This window comes from Serratia sp. AKBS12, assembly GCF_024793895.1.
Classification (GTDB): domain Bacteria; phylum Pseudomonadota; class Gammaproteobacteria; order Enterobacterales; family Enterobacteriaceae; genus Serratia_F.
The window spans coordinates 1,746,254-1,767,024 of record NZ_JANUSB010000015.1; the positions used below are offsets into that span (position 1 = coordinate 1,746,254).

Here is a 20,771-nt window from a genome sequence, read left to right on the forward strand (position 1 = left end):
CCTAAGGGACGACGGCGTCGCGCAATCGGCGGTGCTGGCAGCAGTGCCCTTCCGTCACGACAGAGAGGATTTTTATGACCGACACCAACACCGAAGCACAGCAAGCCGAACCGGCCAACACCACACTGTTAAAGATTCTGGCCAGGCTGCTGTCAGCATTGGACGCGTCCATCAGCGGCAAAGATCGCAGCATTCTGGTGCACGACCTGGCCAACTTTAATCTAGACGGCGTTTCAGAAGGCGAACGCAAGCTGGCCTCTGAGTTGATCAGGCGGGCCCTGCAGTCCCTCGATCACTGAGCAGCCATTTCTGCCAACCATTAAATCCCCTACGGGGTTTAATGGTTTTACCCCGCGGCCAATCGACATCATTTTTCCCCACATTAATTTTCAACCCTCTGATATAAATAAATAAACAAACAAACAACGCTACTTTTAACGCTCTTATCGATGTTTTCCTGCCACAGTGACAATAAAAGTCAAAAGCTGGCCAAATCAGCCTTGGCGTTTTACCCGGAAAACAGGCTATCATTAGCAGGCCGAGGCGCGACCGCGCACCGCTTTAACCAGCCAAAGGAGAAGGTCATTTTGGATGCCAGTACGATCAACAGTTTGTTTATTATCGGCGCCGTGCTGGTAGGAGCCAGTATCCTTCTCAGCTCTTTCTCATCGCGTCTTGGCATCCCCATTCTGGTTATCTTCCTGGCAATCGGCATGTTGGCCGGCGTTGACGGCATTGGCGGCATTCCTTTTGACAACTACCCCGTCGCCTATCTGGTCAGCAACCTGGCGCTGGCGGTGATTCTGCTTGACGGTGGCATGCGTACGCGCGTCAGCTCTTTCCGCGTGGCCTTATGGCCGGCTCTGTCATTGGCCACGGTCGGCGTGGTTATCACCGCCGGGCTAACCGGTCTGGCAGCCGCCTGGTTATTTAATATCGATCTGATCCAAGGCCTGTTGATCGGTGCCATTATCGGTTCAACCGACGCCGCGGCAGTATTCTCGCTGTTGGGGGGCAAAGGGCTAAACGAACGCGTCGGGGCTACGCTGGAAATCGAGTCCGGCAGTAACGACCCGATGGCGGTTTTTCTGACCATTACGCTGATCGCGATGATTTCGGCTGGAGAAACAACGCTCAGCTGGAGCTTCCCGCTGCATTTATTGCAACAGTTCGGCATGGGGATCATTTTTGGTCTTGGCGGCGGCTGGTTGCTGATGGCGCTGATTAACCGCATCAAATTGCCAGAAGGGCTGCACCCCTTGCTAGCAGTCAGCGGTGGTATCTTGATCTTTGCACTGACCACCGCGTTAAACGGCAGCGGCATTCTGGCGGTGTACCTGTGCGGACTGATGCTCGGCAATCGGCCGATTCGCAACCGCCATGGTATCGTGCAAACGTTTGATGGCCTGGCCTGGCTGAGCCAAATCGCCATGTTCCTGGTGCTCGGTTTGTTGCTGACGCCAAGCAATCTGCTACCGATTGCCGTGCCAGCTCTGCTGCTGTCGTTGTGGATGATCCTGTTCGCCCGCCCCATTTCGGTGTTCCTGGGTCTGCTGCCGTTTCGCAACTTTACCCTGCGTGAAAGGGTATTTATTTCCTGGGTTGGCCTGCGCGGTGCAGTACCCGTCATTTTGGCGGTATTTCCGATGATGGCCGGCTTGCCAAACGCCCACCTGTTCTTTAACGTCGCCTTTTTCGTGGTGCTGGTTTCACTGTTGCTGCAAGGTACCACGCTGGCTTTCGCCGCCAGGAAAGCCAAAGTGGTGGTACCGCCGGCGTTGACGCCCATTTCACGCGTTGGCCTGGATATCCACCCGGAAAACCAGTGGGAGCAGTTTATCTATCAACTGTCAGCCGACAACTGGTGCGTGGGTGCCGCGCTGCGCGAATTGAAAATGCCACCGGGTACCCGCATCGCCGCGCTGTTTCGCGGTAAGGAACTGCTGCACCCAAGCGGCAGCACCCGCCTGCGAGAACAGGATATTCTATGTGTCATCGGCCATGAGCATGACTTGCCAACGCTAGGCAAGCTGTTCAGCCATGCGCCACCGGTAACGCTTGACGCCCGCTTCTTCGGCGACTTTATTTTGCAATCAGATGCCCGCCTGAGCGATATTTCGCAGATTTATGGTTTGAATCTGCAGCAAGGCGTTGATGAGCAGCAAACGCTGGGGCAGTTCGTTCTACAGATGATTGGTGGTGAACCGGTGGTAGGTGACCATATCGAATGGGACGGTCTTACCTGGACCATCGCCGAAATGGAAGGCAATCAGGTCAGCAAGATCGGTGTAAAAATCGGCGACGATTAACCACTGTTACCATCGAGGCTGCCGCCGTCACCTAACCCGGCGAGCAGCCCGTCAAACCTTCAGCAGCCTTGCGGCCCAGCCTGGTTCAGTTCTCCCCGATGCCGCCCCGACCGTTGCCGGGCTAAAGCCGCTTCCGCCGCCGCAAGGCAAACAACGCGAACAGTTCTGGAACTTATGGCAATAGGAAAACTCATAATACTGGCAATAATAAAACGCCAACCTTATCTCGGTAAAAATGCGCTGGGAAGTCGACCCAGCCCCGGGAAATACGCATGTAAATAGGTATTCGTTTGAATAACAGCAAAAAATTTATCGTCATAATGATAGCCGCAGTGGCAATACTGATCGGCGTTAATCTTGGCGTTGCCGATTTAATTCATAAAATTCTGGTTGGATGACGTAACGTGACGCAGCGTAAGCATGATGGAGACTTACTGGGGAAAATCTTGATCACCGTTTCGGCACTTTGCGTGCTGATCGTAGCGGGATTATTGATCTGGGGATTTGTTCTGGACTGAGCAGCAGGCATAAAAAAACCGCCGCGGCGGTTTTTTTGGCGATTCACGATCAGATTTTACAGCCTTCGCAGTCCGCTTCGTCTTCAAGCATTTCGGGAACTTCTTTGGCTTTCTCGGCCGCTTTTTGTTCAGCTTTGGCTAACTCTGCATCGATATCAAAATCGAAAATATCATCACTCATCGCAATTTCCTTACACTTAACGGGCTTCAAACGCTGAGTATAAACGACATCCTGGCAGGCGCAAAACCCTTCAGTTGACCAGCGCAACCGGCGTGCCGGGGTTATGCAGCTTCTTGCCGTATGCCAGATCATAAACGTCATAGAAATCAATTTCGCCTTTGTTGGCGAGAATTTCCTGCACGCGAGCCTTCAGCGCCATACCGATCGTCGGTTCTGCCAACAGCTCTGCCACCGCCTGCGCCGATAATGCCCGGGTAAAATACCATTCGCCGTTATAGCAAACCCGCAGATCAAGCACGCCGATATCCTCAAAACGGTAAACGGGTTTGATCTCCACCAGCAGCATGGCAAACATGAATAGCACAAAGGCGGTAAAACCGATCAATGACCATAGTCCCAGGTAGGGAACCGGGTACATCACGGCGATCACCGCAAAATAGCCGGCAAACATTGCCAGACACAGATAACGATGGGTACGCGCAAATTCGCTGTTGAAGCGCGGCTTGCCGTCACGCCCTTCTTGCTGGTTAATGTGATCGATTTCTTGCAGCAGAATGTTTTTAATCGCGTCCATCTCGGCAACCTTGGCAGGAAAATATTATTGCTATCAATAATTACGCCTCAAACTAACATAAGTACAGTTTGCCGAGGTAGATCAGTTCAGCAATTAAAAAAAGGCAACTGTTATAGTCTTCAACGCGACTGCGACGCTTGCCCCTGGGCGAACATGAACATACGCTGGGCGACGTCATCCGCCTGCTTGATCTTGTTCTGTTGGCAACCATTGCCACGTTGAATGGCACGTGCGTAGGCAATCTCATGCGCTTTATCGATCATGGCAATCACGTCATCACGCAGCGACTTGTCCAGATTACCCAACAAGGTAGTGATGATAGCCTGATAGGCATTGGACTCTGCCGTCAGCGCTTTTTCACGGGCTTCCAGCGCGGCGACGCGTTGCAGCAATTCTTGCAGTTGGGCAGATTCAGACATATCGACCTCCGGTTGCCGGGCAGAAAATCTGCCTTATTACAGTCTAGCAAAGGATCGATCTTTGAGGAGGAGTGACGCTGGCAGGGTAAAGCGCACCCGCAAATCCCAACGAGGAGCCGATAGTGCAAATCAACCCGGGTGCGCTTTACCCTACCGCTGCGTAGAGTTCAGGAAGCTGGTGCGCTATGCAGGACTCGAACCCGCGTCTATCAATTTTGTAGCCAAAAAAGCATGGTAAAACCAATCACTCTGCCAACTGAGTTAATAGCGCATTCCTTCGCTTCGGCGGTTATTATCCATATCAACCCTAAGGAGACAAGACAAAATTCCGCTACAGCAACCAATTACAGATAAATCCCACCACCTATAGGCTGTTTGTACCCATTATTCACTGAGATCGATAATCGGATAATTGCCGTTCAGCAGCGGCCGGCACAGGATTTTGTAGCCATCGCTGTCAAAATGACTGGCGCTGCGCTGCAGGCTCGCCACCTGATCCAGCGCGCTGACCGTCCCCAGGTAAAACCAGTTATGAATAATGTGATACTGGTTAAAATCGCCACGCTGCTCATGCAATGCCACCCTGCCAGCGTAAGGCCAGCAGTGGATATGCAACTGTTCCAGCGCCTGCTCCAGCCGTTGCTGATGCTGCTCCTCGCTTTGCTTGCCGCAACAGACGCCGGCGCATTTGCGCAGGCTATGGCGAAAACACGCTCGGCCAGGCGGCAATGCTTCCAAACCCAGCCTGCTGTAACACAGCTGTTGTTGATCGGCGATACTACGCAGTTTCTCCATAGCAGCAGTACGGTTGGCAAACAGGCCATACAACGCCGGCGTCAGCGCGAAATCAATCTCCTTGGCATACACAATCTCCAGTCGCTGCGTCTGCAAATGCAACGAACATAGCTGGCGCGAACGGCGCAGCCGCTTATTGAACAGCGGCTGCAGCTTTTTGATCATCTGCGCTTCGATCAGCAATGCGCCCAGTTCGCCGGCGGTTTCTGTAAAAGTGATACGCTGCGTTTGCCGCAGTAGCTTGCCTTCGTCTTTGCAGCGGAAATGCGCCATGACCCGACTACGGATATTGACGCTTTTACCGATATACAGCGGCATGCCGTCACGCTCACCGTGAAACACGTACACTCCCGGCGCCTTCGGCAGCGTCGCCAGACAGGCACGCAAATGCTCCGGATATTGATAAATGTCGAACTCTGGCTCTAATCGCTTGGGCAACATGGCAACGAATGTACTCTCAGACCAATACAATAACTGTTTTTATATACAGTATAGAGCTAAACGCCGCCATTGCCTAGCGTTTGCCAACTCACGTTTTGTCGCCATCGATCAGATAGCGGTAGCTGGCAAACAGGCAGAACGCATATCCCACCAGTTCACAGCCCTCTTCCACCATGTTTTTAACCACCCGGTCATAGCCGTCCAGCATCAGCCCTTGCCACAATTGATGCATACCAAACAAGCGCGAAAATACCAGAATACACAGCAAACCGGCGCACATCATGCCATAACTGGGATGAGCAAAAAAATGCGCCAGACCATTGACGGTGGCTTCAGGCCGGCATAGCGCATACGCCAGGCACCCTATCGCGGTCAGCAGGGCAAACCATACCCAGGCACCGTGATGCAGATAGTCAAAGGCAAAGTCCATTTCGCGAATCAGCATACAGAGGAAAAAACCGCCGATCAGCACGCGCGCTGGCTGGTGCGGCCGTTGCCGCCAGGCAGAAATAAAAAAGCCCAGCGCTATCGCCAACAGCAGCACTTCCTGCATCAGTTCCGTCAGCGAGGTTTCGTAGACAAAATTGTGTAGCCAATGCACATCGATAAATATCAACCCGACCAGAGCGGCCAACATCGCGGCCTGCAAGACAAAGGAGATAATTTTCTTAACAATAAGGTATAGCCGATCCTGCATAGTAACGCCCGTTATTATATTCATGGCGCGTATACTAGCGATTCAGGCTGTAATTTACCTTGGCAATTCATGCGCTTGTTATCAGTTTTCCGCCGGGCGGCGCCAGTAAATCCTTGATAAGCCGGCCTTCATAATTTGATCGCCGTCACATATAACGTTAAGCTATAGCGAAAATAATATTATTCACATTAAGGAAATAACCCCCGATTATTACATTACAAAGGGCAAACGGTGCCGCAGGCTGAATGATGATTTTCACTAAAGCTGCTGGAGCGCGCTAAGATTAAAGATACTGATATCTGGGCAGATAAACGTGAACGAGGATAACGAATTCACGCTCGACCAATGGATTAAGGGATGATGCTATGAAGCTAAGAAAAAAACGCCATAAACCCATGCATATTAACGATATAACCATTATCGACGACAGCAAGCTCAAGAAGGCGATTACTGCCGCCTCACTGGGTAACGCGATGGAATGGTTCGACTTCGGTGTTTACGGTTTTGTCGCCTACGCACTGGGGCAGGTATTTTTCCCCGGCGCCTCTCCTGGTATACAAATGATTGCCGCGCTGGCCACCTTCTCGGTGCCGTTCCTGGTACGCCCGTTGGGCGGTGTGTTCTTCGGGGCCATGGGTGACAAGTTCGGCAGACAGAAAGTGCTCTCCATCACCATCATCATCATGGCGCTCAGCACCTTCTGTATCGGCTTGATCCCCTCCTACGCCACGATTGGTATCTGGGCACCGATTTTGCTGCTGTTGGCAAAATTGGCACAGGGCTTCTCGGTGGGCGGTGAATATTCCGGCGCCGCGATCTTCGTGGCCGAATATTCGCCAGACCGCAAGCGCGGCTTTATGGGCAGCTGGCTGGACTTCGGTTCCATTGCCGGCTTCGTGCTCGGTGCCGGAGTGGTGGTCCTGATTTCAAGCATTGTTGGTGAAGCCAACTTCCTTGACTGGGGTTGGCGTATTCCGTTCTTCCTGGCGGCGCCGCTCGGCATTATCGGCCTGTATCTGCGCCATGCGCTGGAAGAAACCCCAGCGTTTCAACAACACGTTGATAAAATGGAAAAAGGCGATCGCGAAGCGATCCAAAACCCACCGCGCACCTCGTTCAAAGAGATTGCCACTAAATACTGGCGTAGCCTGCTGGTGTGCGTAGGGTTGGTCATTGCCACCAATGTGACCTATTACATGCTGCTGACCTATATGCCAAGCTATCTGTCGCATAATCTGCATTACTCGGAAAGCCACGGCGTATTGATCATCATTGCCATTATGATCGGCATGCTGTTCGTACAACCGGTTATCGGCCTGACCAGCGACCGCATCGGCCGCAAGCCGTTCGTTATCGGCGGTAGTATCGGTCTGCTGCTGCTGGCGGTACCGTGTTTTATTCTGATCAACAGTAACGTTATCGGCCTGATCTTCCTCGGCCTGTTGATTCTGGCAGTACTGCTTAACTCATTTACCGGCGTTATGGCTTCTACCCTGCCGGCGATGTTCCCAACCCATATTCGCTACAGCGCGCTGGCGATCTCGTTCAACATCTCGGTGCTGATTGCCGGCGCCACTCCAACCATCGCCGCCTGGCTGGTGGAGTCGAGCGGCAACCTGTATATGCCGGCCTATTATCTGATGGTGGTGGCGATCATTGGCCTGATTACCGGTCTGTACATGAAGGAAACGGCTAACAAGCCGCTGCGTGGTGCCACACCGGCCGCATCCGATCCTAGCGAAGCCAAGGAGCTGCTCCAGGAAACGTACGATAACATCGAGCAAAAAGTAGAAAATATCAGCGATGAAATCACCGATCTGGAAGCCCAGATCCAGGCGTTGGAGAAGAAAAAACAGATGCTGATTGACCAGCATCCAAAACTGGATTGATTGGCTTCGGATAATCCATCAAGCCCCACTACTGAACTGCACCCTAAAAGTTGGACACCCGACGATTAAGGGTGCAGTTCATTTATCGGCGGCTGTTTTTGTCGCCTTCCGCCTGGTATCAACCAGCAGCCTGCAACAATTGCGTCAGGCGGGTTAACGCAAACAGCGCAGCCTGATGGATCACGCTTTCACTATCGCCGTCAAAATGCCGTTTCTCCGCGCTCAGGCCAATGGCCTTGCCTCCCCAGGCAAACCACACGCTGCCGGCTGGCGTCCCGTCTGGCCCCCCTTCCGGTCCCGCATAGCCGCTGATGGCCAGTGCCACCTGTTCACCTGACGCCGCGAGCGCCCCCTGCACCATCTCGCACACCACCAGCTCACTGACTGCCGTATGCCGCTCCAGCGTTGTCGGCTTTACCCGTAACAAACGCATTTTGGCGCTGTTGGTATAGGTGATAAATCCGCTGGTAAAGAAATCGCCGCTGTCGCCGGCGGCGCACAACGCCATGCTCACCCAGCCACCGGTACAGGATTCGGCGGTAGACAATTTTAACCCTTTGGCCTTCAACGCATTACCGGCCTGCTTTGCCATGGCTACCAATTGTTGATCCATTATTCCTCCTGTCGCTACAAGATAAATAATTATTAGAACCCCTGCGCTGCCTATCACCAGTATAGATAGGGGGAAAAATAAAATGAAAATAGTCTAATCCTTGCCAGTACCCACTAAAAAAACACGGACATTACTATCAGGTTGGACCAGAATATCCGATCTTTTTTTAACGCATTTATTTCATCAAGTTAGTTAAGACAACAGGCAATTAACCGCCGCAGCTGGTTGATTTTCCCCTCTCATGGTTAGGTAAACAACGCTTATATAAATTTCACCGATTTCATTGACAGTTTTTTAATACGTGAACTATAAATTTTTAACCGGCAGAAAACCGGTGAAATTAACATGGTTGAAAGTAAAAAATAATATTCTTATCTCTGGAGGTTATATGGCTTTGAACTTAGGTGGTTTGACTGGTTTATTAGGTGGATTGACCGGGATTGTCAGCGGTGTAATTGGTACCGTCGCCGGTGCTATTGGTGCCGTTAGCGGTGTGGTTGGCGGTATTGCTGATACGGTAACGTCGGTGGTCGATGGTATTCTGGATAAAATCGGCGACGTCACTGGCGGCATTACCGATCCGGTAACGGACGTGGTCGATGGCGTAACTTCCGGTAATCTAAGCACTGATGATTTAATTGCGGTCCTGAATAACAGCGCTGACGTCGCGCAAGACGGTGTGACTCAGGCAGCGGTTGAGATCAGCGGTGTGGCTCATACGGCAGTGGACGCCGTGGCTTAAGCGTAGCAACAGCTAAAATATGCACGCGTAATTTAGCCGCCGGGCTGTCTACGACGGCTAAATTATTTGCGATAAACAAGCAAAAAATAAAGCACTACCTGGCGTGTACGCCGATAGTTTCCAGAGCGGCACGATAATATTTTTGCATCTCGTCAGGCTGCCGCTCAATTTCGTTAATCAGATGCTTAAGAATATTGTCCTTATTAATCGCTCTCTGGTCCATGAGTAAATGAAAAATGCTATCACCAAGAATAGCACTCAGCTTTTCACGATAAAGCTGTGCGTCCTCATGCCGCAACCCGTACAGACTGTAGTCGATCATTGTCCCGAAACTTCCCTAATAATGAAAGGCCGCGATGCCAAGGGCTTTTCAACATTTCAATCATTGTGATAATGAACAGAAACTATTCTTATCGTAATTATTACAATAAGATTTTTCTTATCCCCAGGCAAGTAAGATGCCCGTCACAGCGCATGTTTAGGAATTTTCGCACCACACATTTTTTTTAAGGTTATTTGATGTTTGCTACCAGATATATTTGATATTGTCCTACTTCCTTCCTCGGATGCTTAAGCATTATTAGCAAACTATAAATGCGAAGCAGATCACGTTTTTGCCCCAAGGAGATATTTTAACTTGCGCGTGGACGTCCAGAAAGCTAGTTTGCTAAAGCCGACTTGGTCAGCGATTACTTTTAACACTTTGAAATAAAAGGTTATTATGTCCATTACAGTTAAAAGCAAGAAAGAAGCTAAAGTTGCCATCTCGACAGGGAAAGTAAAGAGAATAAAGCTCGATTATCCCGTCAGTGCCGATGATATTAGCGAACTGACAACCCTTTGCCGTGCTAAAGGGGCAAATATTATCAAGGATAATGGTGCGTTTATCATTTCCATCAGCAGTCCGACCATTCCAAAAGTCGCCAGTTTTCCTTCCTGACCATTCGGTCATGCCAACGCCCCATCCTGGGGCGCTATTGCTGCACCAAATAACGCCTACCCCATAGACGCCCCACCCTGCCCTGTACTAGCATTAACACAGCACCTCATGCTCAAATCGGTAGCCTTACGCTACAATTTATCTGTAGCACCAAGGAACCCGCTGATGATTTTCGATAAGTTACTGCCCTCGCAGCTAAACATGAAGAATCCGCAGAAAGTGGTTAACTTGTCTTTTATGTTTATGGTGCTGATTTTTACTCTTCTTTCCTGGCGTGAAGCGATAATCATCAATGAGTCATACACCGAAGACCAACGTAATAAACTGCTGAGCATCGCCACTGCCCTGGACAATCGGCTCCAATATAGCCTCAACCAACTCGCTTTTTACCAAAGCATCATGGAGCAAGCACTGGAAACGCCGTTGGTAACCGATAAAACCCGTGCGGTACAGCAGCGTTTTGACCAGATCCGCCAACGAACGGCATGGCAGGTAGAAGTGGATCTGGCACGTGGCATGCCGATCAACGGCGTTTCTGATGCCCTCCACGGTCAATTCCCGCTACTGCACCGCCTGCCTGTCGGCACGTTGCATAAAGAGCTGGCGGCAGCGCTGGAGTTCAGTTTTATTTTGCATCTGCGTGATGAGCTCAAAGAGCTGCAAAAACGTACCTACTATATTTCACGCTCCGGATTTTATGTTTCCTCTGCGCCACCGCAGAACCGCAAGGAACAGATTGTCAGCTGGCGTAGGATGATGACGCACAACTATTTTACCAATGGCCAGCCGAGCGGGAATCCGCAGCGCAAGCTAACCTGGACCGAAGTGTATAACGGTATTCTAAACGAAGGGCCGACCATCACCGCCAGCGTGCCGATTGATCTCCATACAGAATGGTTTGGCGTTATCGCGATGGATTTTTCTACCCGGGACATCCATCAATACCTGAGCAATTCGCGGCCCAGCCAGAACGACGGCACGCTGCTTGTCCTGGACAAAAAGCTCAACGTTATTGCCAGTACTCAGCCAGCGGCCGCCGCCGCGGCGTTGACCCCGACAGCGCGGCGACAGCTCGCTACGGCATTGGCTAATGAAGATTTCGGCACCTTGCGTATGGGCACGCGTTTCATTACCTATTCCGCGCTAAAAAACCTGGATGGCACTCTGGTTAACGCCCATTCGCTGTCCGAAGGCATGCGCGGCGAATACGGCCGTATTATCAGCGTGTTGCTAATCATGTGGCTATTGTTCAGCTGCGCGTTGCTGCTGGCTTATCAGGTTATTCTGCGTCTGGTACGCCGTATGAGTGACCTTCAGGGCAACCTGGCGATCCGCGCCAGTTACGATACGTTGACCCGACTGTATAATCGCGGCACCTTCTTTGAAAAAGCGTATGCCATCGTCGAAAAATGTCAGGCAATCAGCCGGCCTTACTCCGTCATTCAGATCGATCTGGATAACTTTAAATTCGTCAACGATCGCTACGGCCATCTTACCGGTGACCGCACGCTGGCAACTGCCGCCAAAGTGGTGCTGGGGGCGTTACGCCCGCACGATGTGGTCGGGCGGGTCGGCGGTGAAGAATTTTGTGTGATATTGCCGGGCACGACCAAAAGCGGCGCCAGGCAGATTGCCGAACGGATCCGTGCATCGCTCGAACGCGCGATGATATTAACCGACGATAACGCACCGATCGGCGTAACCGCCTCGCTGGGGGTGGCCTGCGCCGAAGAAGATGGCAGCACTGCCCTCAACGACCTGCGCATGATCGCCGATCGGCGGTTATACACGGCAAAGAAAAACGGTCGTAATCAGGTGAGCAGTGACGATGCACCGTCCACTGGCGCATAATGCCGTCAACGTCTTTTTCTCACCAACTGTGGTCGCCGTGTCAGATATTCCAGTGGGATGCTCCACACGTGTACCAGACGGGTAAAGGGGAACAGCAGGAACAGCGTCATACCCAGCACCAAATGGATCCGATAGATTGGCGCCACCCCCTGCAGGAACTCAGAGGCACCAAAGCGGAACGTCACCACGTGCTGCGCCCAGTTGACCAGCTTCAGCATTTCGCTACCGTCAGGGTGTTGTGCGGAAAACGGAATGGTGCCCAGCCCCAGCGAGACCTGCACCAGCAGGAGTACCAGGATCAGGATATCCGCACCGCTGGATATCGCCCGTACCCGTGGGTTGAACAATCGACGGTACAGCAGCATCAGACCGCCAACCAGCATCAGCACGCCGCAGGCTCCGCCCATCAACATCGCCATTTGCTGTTTCACCGGCATTGGCAACCAGGATTGATATACCCAGTGCGGCGTCAGCATGCCAAACGCATGGCCAACCAGAACCCCAAGCACGCCGACATGAAACAGATTGGATGCCACCCGCATCCAACGCTTGTCCATGATCTGACTGGAGCCGGCACGCCAGCTATACTGGCCGTAGTCATAGCGTAGCAGGCTGCCTAGCAAAAAAACCGTACCGGCAATGTACGGGTAGATATCGAAGAAAAACACCGTCAGGAAATGCGCCATCACTCACTCCTCCTGCCCTGTGGCGCCGCAGCGCCAACGTCAAGATATTGCGGCGCCACCGAACCAGTGAAGCGGCGCTGGTGCTGTTTGGCCGCTTCGTCACTGCAGCCGCCCTGCTCAACCATAAATCGCACCTGCTCCTCCTCCCATACCGCATCCAGTGCGGCCGGAGTGTCGTCACGCGCTTCCTCGCACACTTTCGGCAACAGATTCTGACTGCGCGCCTGGCTGCCGGAAAGCTGAGTCAACAGATCGAACAGCGGAGCATATCCGCTGTTGCGTTGATGCAGCCGCGCCCCCAGCAGTGCCAGGATTGGCGCAATACTTGCCAACCACTCTTGCGCATCCTTAGGCGATGACATCGACAAAAAATCCAGGAACAGCGGCAAATGGTCGGGCAGCTCATAGCTATCCAACTGCAACCCGGCCTGCCGATAATGCTCAAGCAGGTTGATCATCGCCTGGCCGCGATCGCGCGACTCTCCGTGCACATGCTCAAACAGCAACAGCGAGGTTGAACGGCCGCGATCAAACAGCCCGGTGTACTCGGCCTGCGCATCCAGCAGCCGCCCGGCGCAACGCCAGCGGATTACCGCCCCCAACGCCATCTGCTGCGTAGGAGAAAGTTCGCTTGCCTCGCTCAATGCCGCCAGCAGTTCCGCCTTCCCTTGCCACAGCGCTTCGTCGGGATATTCCAGCAAACGTGAAATTATGCGCAGTGAAATCATAGTTTCTGCCCCCCAGTTTTCGCGCCAACATCAATGGCATCAATACGCTTGGAGTTGAACAGATCAAACTTGCTGTCGCTGCCGTGGCAACCGTCGCCAAAGCTGAAACCGCAACCGTTGCGCTCAGGGAACGCGTCGCGTGCCAGTTCTCGGTGGCTGCTCGGGATGACAAACCGGTCTTCATAATTGGCTATCGCCAGATAGCGATACATTTCCTGCACCTGGGCCTCCGTCAGCCCCACCTCATCCAGCGCGCTGGTATCGTGTACGCCTTCCACCGTTTCCATCCGCTTGTAATGGCGCATCGCCAGTATGCGCTTTAGCGAACGGGCTACCGGCGCAGTATCGCCGGCGGTAAACAGATTGGCCAAATATTGCAGCGGGATGCGCAGCGCTTCGATGTCCGGCAATACCCCCTTGTGCGGCAATACCCCGGCGTCCGCCGCCGACTGTATCGGCGACAACGGCGGCACGTACCACACCATCGGCAGAGTGCGATACTCCGGGTGCAGCGGCAGCGCCAGCTTCCAGTCCATCGCCAGTTTATACACCGGCGAACGCTGGGCAGCATCGATCACATTCATCGGCACGCCGTCCCGCAACGCCTGTTCGATAACCGCCGGATCGTGCGGATTGAGAAACACCGCCAGCTGGCGCTCGTACAGATCCTGGTCGCTTTCCACCGATGCCGCCTGTTCGATGGCATCGGCGTCATACAGCACTACGCCGAGATAGCGAATACGCCCAACGCAGGTTTCTGAACAAATGGTTGGCAATCCGGCTTCAAGACGCGGATAACACAGGATGCATTTTTCCGATTTGCCGCTTTTCCAGTTGAAGTAGATCTTTTTATACGGACAACCGCTGACGCACATGCGCCAGCCGCGGCACTTGTCTTCGTCGATCAGCACGATGCCATCTTCCTCGCGTTTGTATATCGCGCCGCTCGGGCAGCTTGATACGCACGCCGGATTCAGACAGTGTTCGCACAGGCGTGGCAGATACATCATGAAGGTACTTTCGAACTGGCCATACATCTCTTTTTGCACGTTTTCAAAGTTCTTGTCCTGCGAACGTTTGGCGAATTCACCGCCCAGATCGTCTTCCCAGTTGGCACTGCCGGTGATTTTGTCCATCCGCTTGCCGGTCAACAGCGAACGCGGTCGCGCCACCGGTTGCACCTTGCCGTCGGCGGCGGTGTGCAAATGTTGATAGTCGAAGTCGAAAGGCTCGTAATAATCGTCAATCTGCGGCATGTGCGGGTTGGCAAAGATGTTCGCCAACACCGCAAAACGCCCGCCCTGACGCGGTTTCAGGCGCCCATTGATCTTGCGGATCCAGCCCCCTCGCCATTTGTCCTGGTCTTCCCAGTTCAGCGGATAGCCCAGCCCGGGCTTGGTTTCAACGTTGTTGAACCAGGCATATTCCGTGCCTTCACGGCTGGTCCAGACATTTTTGCAGGTGACCGAACAGGTATGACAGCCAATGCATTTATCGAGATTCATCACCATGCCGACTTGTGAACGTATTTTCATTTTGCCGCCCCCCGGCCGCCGGCCACTGCTGCCGGTTGCTCGCTGTCATGCCCTTCATTGTCCAGCCAGTCGATGCGCCGCATTTTGCGTACGATGACAAACTCGTCGCGGTTGGAACCCACCGTGCCGTAATAGTTGAATCCATAGGCCAATTGAGCATAGCCGCCGATCATATGGGTGGGTTTCGGGCTGACTCGGGTCACCGAATTGTGGATCCCCCCACGCTGACCGGTGATTTCCGAACCGGGTACGTTGATGGTGCGCTCTTGCGCGTGATACATCATCACCATACCGGCCTGCACCCGCTGGCTGACCACCGCACGCGCCGACAGGGCACCGTTGACGTTGAAGGCTTCAATCCAGTCATTGTCTTCAATGCCCAGCTCTTTGGCGTCGGTTTCGCTGATCCACACCAGCGGCCCGCCGCGCGCCAACGTCAACATCAGCAGATTGTCGCTATAGGTCGAGTGAATGCCCCATTTCTGGTGTGGCGTCAGGAAATTCAGCGCCTTTTCCGGGTTGCCGTTGGAGCGTTGGTTAAACAGTGGACGCGTGGTTCGCGTATCGATCGGCGGCCGGTACACCAGCAGGCTTTCACCAAAGGCGCGCATCCACGGATGATCCTGGTACAGCTGTTGCCGGCCGCTGAGGGTACGCCATGGGATCAGCTCATGTACGTTGGTATAACCGGCATTGTACGATACGTGATCGTCCTCAAGCCCTGACCAGGTTGGGCTGGAAATGATTTTGCGCGGTTGCGCCTGCAGATCGCTGAAACGGATTTTCACATCCTGCTTGGGCAATGCCAGGTGAGTGTGCTCGCGGCCGGTCAATTCTCCCAGCGCGCGCCAGGCTTTCACCGCCACTTCACCGTTGGTTTCTGGCGCCAGCGACAGCACCACTTCCGCCGCCTGCCGAGCGGTATCAATCACCGGGCGTCCATCGGCATGGCCGCCGCTGTGTCGGCGATTCAGCCGACCGAGCAGCTCTATCTCGGCCTGCGTTTCCCAGTTGATGCCCTTGCTCCCATTACCCAACGTGTCCAGCAGCGGCCCCAGCGCGGTAAAGCGCGCATGGGTGTTCGGATAATCACGCTTTACCACCGCGATCGACGGCGCGGTTTTGCCTGGGATCAGCTCGCATTCGCCCAGCTTCCAGTCGAGCACGTCCAACGGTTGCGCCAGTTCTCCCGGCGAATCGTGCAGTATCGGTACCAGCACCACATCGGTTTCTTCCCCCAGGTGACCAACGCAGACACGGGAAAAACTCGCCGCCAGTCCTTTGTAGATTTCCCAGTCGCTGCGTGACTGCCAGCACGGATCCACGGCAGCGGAAAGCGGATGAATAAACGGATGCATATCCGAGGTATTCATGTCGTCTTTCTCATACCAGGTGGCGGTCGGCAGGATGATGTCGGAATACAGACAGGTGGTCGACATGCGGAAATCAAGCGTCACCACCAGATCCAGCTTACCTTCACGTGCCTGTTCGCACCATTCCACCTCCTGCGGCTTTTGTTGCCCTTGCTGACCCAGATCGTGCTGCTGAATGCCGTGTTCGGTTCCGAGCAGGTACTTGAGCATGTATTCATGCCCCTTGCCGGAAGAACCCAACAGATTCGAACGCCAGATAAAGAGGTTCTTCGGACTGTTTTGCGGCGCATCGGGCTGTTCGGCAGCAAAACGCAGGCTGCCGGACTTCAACCCCTCGACCACAAACTCCTGCGGCGTTTTCCCCTGTTGCTCAGCCTGGCGGGCGATGTCCAGCGGATTGACGTTAAGCTGCGGCGCGGAAGGCAGCCAGCCCATCCGTTCTGCACGCACGTTAAAATCAATCAGGCTGCCGCCAAAGCGAGATTTGTCGGCCAGCGGCGACAACAGATCGTCGGTATTCAGCGTTTCATAACGCCACTGGCTGGAATGGTTGTAGAAGAAAGACGTGGTGTTCATCTGACGCGGCGGACGCGTCCAGTCCAGAGCGAACGCCAATGGCAGCCAGCCGGTCTGCGGGCGCAGTTTTTCTTGCCCGACGTAGTGCGCCCAGCCGCCTCCGGTCTGACCGACACAGCCACAAAACACCAGCAGATTAATCAACCCACGGTAGTTCATGTCCATGTGATACCAGTGGTTGATCCCCGCGCCAACGATGATCATCGAACGCCCATGGGTTTTGTCGGCGTTGTCGGCAAACTCGCGGGCGATACGGATAATATTGGCGCGCGGCACGCCGGTAATCTGCTCCGCCCAGGCAGGTGTATAAGCCTTGATGTCGTTGTAATCACTGGCCGCCAGCGAATTGTCAACCTGCACCGTCCCCCAGTCGCGGGCAATGCCATAATTGGCAATGGTCAGGTCATAAACGCTGGTCACAAATGCCTGCGAACCATCAGCCAGGGTAATTTTTTTTGCCGGTACCGGGTGATGCAATACCTCTTGCAATGCCACCGGACGGAACTGTTCGCTTTCGATGCCGCCAAAATACGGGAAGGCCACCGACACCACCGTATCCTGCTGCCCCAGCAGACTCAGCTGCAATCGGACTTCGCGCTGCGCCTGTCCGGCGGTTTGCGTCAGGTTCCACTTGCCCTTTTCCCCCCAGCGAAAACCTATCGAGCCCAGAGGAGCCACCAGATCGCCACTCAACCGATCGATGGCCACGGTCTTCCATTCGGGGTTGTTCTCCTCCCCCAGGCCATCCACCAGATCGGCCGCCCGCAGCTGCCGGCCAGCGGCATAGCTGCCGTCTTCGAGCGGCTCCAGCAACACCAGCATCGGCAAGTCACTGTAGCGCGAGGCATAATCGGTAAAATACTGGCTCGGTTTGTGCAGATAGAACTCTTTGAGGATCACATGCCCCATCGCCAGCGCAATGGCGCTGTCGGTACCCTGTTTCGGTGCCAGCCACTGGTCGCACAGCTTGACGATTTCCGCATAATCGGGAGTAATCGCCACCGTTTTCGTGCCTTTATACCGAACTTCGGTGAAGAAGTGCGCGTCTGGCGTACGGGTTTGCGGCACGTTGGATCCCCAGGCGATCAAATACGACGAGTTGTACCAATCCGCCGATTCGGGAACGTCGGTCTGCTCGCCCCAGGTCATCGGCGAGGCCGGCGGTAAATCGCAATACCAGTCATAAAAACTCAGGCAGGTGCCGCCAATCAGCGACAGATAACGCGCGCCGGCAGCATAGGACACCATCGACATCGCCGGAATCGGCGAAAAGCCGGTAACCCGGTCCGGGCCGAAGGTTTTGGTGGTATACACATTGGCTGCGGCAATCAGTTCATTCAATTCATCCCATCCGGCACGTACCAGCCCGCCGCGGCCGCGCGCCTGCTTGTAACGCCGGCTTTTTTGCTCATCTTCGACGATCGCCGCCCAGGCATCCACCGGATCGTCATGCACCTGACGCGCCTCGCGCCACATTTCCAGCAGATGCAGACGTATCAGCGGATGTTTCAGGCGATTGGCGCTGTAGAGATACCACGAATAGCTGGCACCGCGTGGGCAACCTCGCGGTTCATGGTTGGGCAAATCGGGGCGGGTTTCCGGGTAGTCGGTTTGTTGCGTTTCCCAGGTCACCAGACCGTTTTTCACGTAGATCTTCCAGCTGCACGACCCGGTACAGTTCACGCCATGGGTCGATCGCACAATCTTGTCATGTTGCCATCGCTGACGATAGCTGTCTTCCCAATCGCGGTTGGTGTCGAGCGTTTGGCCGAAACCATTCGAAAACGAATCATCCAGCTCCTTGAAATACCGGAACCGGTCTAGAAATTTGCTCATCGACATTCTCCATCAAGCCGCCAGCCGAAACTGTCGTCGCAGGTGAATAATATTTTTATTTTATAAACATATAATTAGATGATTTCATTGCTGACCAACCGCTGACATTACGCGGCGTCACTTTCCTCAGAATAGACAAGAACCCCGACTTTGCCGTGGTTGATGACAGAAAAATCGTTGAATTAAACCGCATATTTGCAGTTGCCGGATCTGTCGACCAGACTAATGGCAGCGATTTTGCACATTGAGGAGCCGCAGCTATGTCGCAACTGCCAAAGACTGACGATCGCGCCGAAAAAGGCGTTTTATCCACCTGGAATCCCGAAGATCCCCAATTTTGGCAGCACACTGGTCAAGGTATAGCCCGGCGTAATTTATGGATTTCCATTCCCAGTCTGTTGTTGGCCTTCTGCGTCTGGATGCTGTTCAGCGCCGTTGCCATCAACCTCAACCGGGTTGGTTTCTCATTTACCACCGATGAGCTGTTTATGTTGACCGCCTTGCCTTCATTAGCCGGCGCCTTTATGCGCGTGCCCTATTCATTTGTCATTCCCATTTTCGGCGGCCGTCGCTGGACCGCGTTCAGCACGCTGATCCTGGTGATCCCCTGCCTGTGGTTGGGCTTTGCAGTGCAAAATCCCGCCACACCGTATTGGGTGTTTGTGGTGATTTCCTTGATGTGCGGCGTCGCCGGTGCCAATTTCGCTTCCAGCATGGCCAATATCAGTTTTTTCTTTCCGAAAAACCGCCAAGGTGGCGCGCTGGGCTTGAACGGCGGACTGGGTAATCTGGGGGTCAGCGTTATGCAACTGGTCGCACCGCTGGTGGTGACCAGCGCTATTTTCGGCACCTTCGCCGGCGGTGGTCACGCCGCACCGGAAGGTGAAACGCTGTGGCTACAAAATGCGGCCTTTGTCTGGGTGCTGCCGTTGGCGATATTTGCCGTTGCCGCCTGGTTCGGCATGAACGACATTGCAGCGGCCAAAGCCTCCCTCGGTGAGCAGTTGCCGGTGCTAAAACGCCTGCATATGTGGGTCATGGCGCTGTTGTATCTGGCGACCTTCGGCTCGTTCATCGGCTTTTCCGCCGGCTTCGCCATGCTGACCAAAACCCAGTTCCCGGAGGTGTCGATCGCGCATTACGCCTTCTGGGGACCGATGATCGGCGCATTGGCGCGACCGGTCGGCGGTGCGCTTGCCGACCGGTTTGGCGGCGCACGCGTTACCGTTCTCAACTTTGCGATGATGAGTATATTCGCGGCACTGATCTTTCTGACCCTGCCCGGCCCCCACGGTGGTGGTTCGTTCCTGGCATTCTTTCTGGTGTTTCTCGGCCTGTTCCTGACGGCCGGCCTGGGCAGCGGCTCGACCTTCCAGATGATTTCCATCATTTTTCGTTTCGATACCACCCGCCGCGTGAAGGCCAATGGCGGCAGCGATGAGGAGGCCGCCCACGAAGCCGCCACCGATTCCGCCGCTGCGCTCGGCTTTATCTCGGCCATCGGCGCGGTTGGCGGGTTCTTCATTCCCAAGGCGTTCGGCACCTCGCTGGCGCTGACCGGTGCGGCAGACAGCGCGATGAAAGTGTTTTTGATATTTTATGTGGTCTGCACCCTGGTGACCTGGTGGTTTTATATACGTACCCACATCGACAGCCGAAAATAACCGCTTGAGCGCCTCGCCTTCTCCAGCGCGAGGCGCTGTCCGTATCATTAACGCGGACTATTGACCACCTGGGAGAACCCTTGCCCTTTCAATTCAATATCAGGCGCAGCGAAGAAATCCAGGTTGAAATAGGTGTCCGGTGTCAATAACTCAATACGGTGCCAATATTCGGGTGGACTAACGCCAAACTGCCCCGCAGAAATAATCACTTCCATTTCTGGCTCACCGTCATGTTCGGCGCTAAAACCGATGTACTTCACCGCGCCACGCATCACCGACAGGCGACCATACACGCCCTTTTTCGTGTTGTGGTGGGTTAACAACGCGTTCGGTACGGTGTCAATATTCCAAAAGGGCGTAGAACGCGTATGCTTATATTCGGCGGGAATACGGTATTTCATCAT

Annotated in this window: 19 protein-coding genes and 1 tRNA gene; 7 read left to right on the top strand and 13 right to left on the bottom strand. The window is 54.0% G+C overall.

Annotated elements, in window-relative coordinates:
* Window positions 1–74: 74 nt before the first annotated feature.
* Both NYE85_RS18090 and NYE85_RS18095 read left to right on the top strand, forming a co-directional pair.
* Entirely contained in the window at window positions 75–299 is a 225-nt protein-coding gene (locus tag NYE85_RS18090; protein WP_259006094.1) for a hypothetical protein, read from the top strand.
* Between the two features lie 288 nt (window positions 300–587).
* Window positions 588–2,309, top strand: a complete 1,722-nt coding sequence (locus NYE85_RS18095; RefSeq protein WP_259006095.1) for a potassium/proton antiporter — start codon at window positions 588–590, stop codon at window positions 2,307–2,309.
* A 567-nt stretch (window positions 2,310–2,876) separates the two neighbouring features.
* Here the strand turns inward: NYE85_RS18095 and NYE85_RS18100 are convergent.
* The 6 genes from NYE85_RS18100 to NYE85_RS18125 form a co-directional block, all read right to left on the bottom strand.
* Window positions 2,877–3,008, bottom strand: coding sequence for a hypothetical protein (locus NYE85_RS18100; RefSeq protein ID WP_004964351.1), 132 nt, complete (start codon window positions 3,006–3,008; stop codon window positions 2,877–2,879).
* Between the two features lie 70 nt (window positions 3,009–3,078).
* On the bottom strand, window positions 3,079–3,582 hold the full coding sequence (locus tag NYE85_RS18105; protein ID WP_259006096.1) for a YlaC family protein: 504 nt from the start codon (window positions 3,580–3,582) through the stop codon (window positions 3,079–3,081).
* A 119-nt stretch (window positions 3,583–3,701) separates the two neighbouring features.
* A complete protein-coding gene (locus NYE85_RS18110; RefSeq protein ID WP_004964355.1) occupies window positions 3,702–4,001 on the bottom strand; it encodes a sigma-S stabilization anti-adapter protein IraP in 300 nt (99 codons plus the stop codon).
* 176 nt (window positions 4,002–4,177) lie between these two features.
* Window positions 4,178–4,272: transfer RNA gene (locus tag NYE85_RS18115), tRNA-OTHER, on the bottom strand.
* A 113-nt stretch (window positions 4,273–4,385) separates the two neighbouring features.
* A complete protein-coding gene (cho, locus tag NYE85_RS18120; RefSeq protein ID WP_259006097.1) occupies window positions 4,386–5,237 on the bottom strand; it encodes an excinuclease Cho in 852 nt (283 codons plus the stop codon).
* Between the two features lie 88 nt (window positions 5,238–5,325).
* Window positions 5,326–5,934: a hypothetical protein gene (locus tag NYE85_RS18125; RefSeq protein ID WP_259006098.1), complete on the bottom strand. Its 609-nt coding sequence runs from the start codon at window positions 5,932–5,934 to the stop codon at window positions 5,326–5,328.
* Window positions 5,935–6,299: 365 nt separating this feature from the next.
* On the opposite strand from NYE85_RS18125, the gene proP reads away from it, so the two are divergent.
* Complete coding sequence (proP, locus tag NYE85_RS18130) at window positions 6,300–7,823, top strand: glycine betaine/L-proline transporter ProP (RefSeq protein ID WP_259006099.1); 1,524 nt, start codon at window positions 6,300–6,302, stop codon at window positions 7,821–7,823.
* Window positions 7,824–7,941: 118 nt separating this feature from the next.
* Here the strand turns inward: proP and NYE85_RS18135 are convergent, their stop codons facing one another.
* Complete coding sequence (locus NYE85_RS18135; protein ID WP_259006100.1) at window positions 7,942–8,436, bottom strand: CinA family protein; 495 nt, start codon at window positions 8,434–8,436, stop codon at window positions 7,942–7,944.
* 301 nt (window positions 8,437–8,737) lie between these two features.
* On the opposite strand from NYE85_RS18135, the gene NYE85_RS18140 reads away from it, so the two are divergent.
* Window positions 8,738–9,178, top strand: coding sequence for a hypothetical protein (locus tag NYE85_RS18140; RefSeq protein ID WP_259006101.1), 441 nt, complete (start codon window positions 8,738–8,740; stop codon window positions 9,176–9,178).
* A 94-nt stretch (window positions 9,179–9,272) separates the two neighbouring features.
* Here the strand turns inward: NYE85_RS18140 and NYE85_RS18145 are convergent, their stop codons facing one another.
* Window positions 9,273–9,500, bottom strand: coding sequence for a biofilm development regulator YmgB/AriR family protein (locus NYE85_RS18145; protein ID WP_259006102.1), 228 nt, complete (start codon window positions 9,498–9,500; stop codon window positions 9,273–9,275).
* Window positions 9,501–9,899: 399 nt separating this feature from the next.
* Here NYE85_RS18145 and NYE85_RS18150 point away from each other — a divergent pair, with 399 nt between their 5' ends.
* Together NYE85_RS18150 and dgcQ are read left to right on the top strand one after the other, a co-directional pair.
* Entirely contained in the window at window positions 9,900–10,118 is a 219-nt protein-coding gene (locus tag NYE85_RS18150; RefSeq protein WP_259006103.1) for a hypothetical protein, read from the top strand.
* Between the two features lie 165 nt (window positions 10,119–10,283).
* A complete protein-coding gene (gene dgcQ / locus NYE85_RS18155) occupies window positions 10,284–11,969 on the top strand; it encodes a cellulose biosynthesis regulator diguanylate cyclase DgcQ (protein ID WP_259006104.1) in 1,686 nt (561 codons plus the stop codon).
* Window positions 11,970–11,974: 5 nt separating this feature from the next.
* On the opposite strand, the gene narI is transcribed toward dgcQ, so the two are convergent.
* From narI to NYE85_RS18175, 4 genes are read right to left on the bottom strand one after another with little or no spacing between them, the layout of a single operon-like run.
* A complete protein-coding gene (narI, locus tag NYE85_RS18160) occupies window positions 11,975–12,655 on the bottom strand; it encodes a respiratory nitrate reductase subunit gamma (protein WP_259006369.1) in 681 nt (226 codons plus the stop codon).
* Window positions 12,655–13,383 carry a nitrate reductase molybdenum cofactor assembly chaperone gene (gene narJ / locus NYE85_RS18165; RefSeq protein WP_259006105.1) on the bottom strand — a complete coding sequence of 243 codons (729 nt, stop codon included), beginning with the start codon at window positions 13,381–13,383 and terminating at the stop codon, window positions 12,655–12,657. The genes narI and narJ overlap by 1 nt, the downstream gene beginning before the upstream one ends.
* On the bottom strand, window positions 13,380–14,918 hold the full coding sequence (narH, locus tag NYE85_RS18170) for a nitrate reductase subunit beta (protein ID WP_259006106.1): 1,539 nt from the start codon (window positions 14,916–14,918) through the stop codon (window positions 13,380–13,382). The genes narJ and narH overlap by 4 nt, the downstream gene beginning before the upstream one ends.
* Window positions 14,915–18,703 carry a nitrate reductase subunit alpha gene (locus tag NYE85_RS18175; RefSeq protein ID WP_259006107.1) on the bottom strand — a complete coding sequence of 1,263 codons (3,789 nt, stop codon included), beginning with the start codon at window positions 18,701–18,703 and terminating at the stop codon, window positions 14,915–14,917. The genes narH and NYE85_RS18175 overlap by 4 nt, the downstream gene beginning before the upstream one ends.
* 260 nt (window positions 18,704–18,963) lie before the next feature.
* Between NYE85_RS18175 and NYE85_RS18180 the strand changes: the two genes are divergently transcribed.
* Window positions 18,964–20,367: a NarK family nitrate/nitrite MFS transporter gene (locus NYE85_RS18180; RefSeq protein WP_259006108.1), complete on the top strand. Its 1,404-nt coding sequence runs from the start codon at window positions 18,964–18,966 to the stop codon at window positions 20,365–20,367.
* A 47-nt stretch (window positions 20,368–20,414) separates the two neighbouring features.
* Here NYE85_RS18180 and NYE85_RS18185 read toward each other — a convergent pair whose 3' ends face one another.
* Complete coding sequence (locus NYE85_RS18185; RefSeq protein ID WP_259006370.1) at window positions 20,415–20,768, bottom strand: DUF1971 domain-containing protein; 354 nt, start codon at window positions 20,766–20,768, stop codon at window positions 20,415–20,417.
* Between the last annotated feature and the right edge of the window lie 3 nt (window positions 20,769–20,771).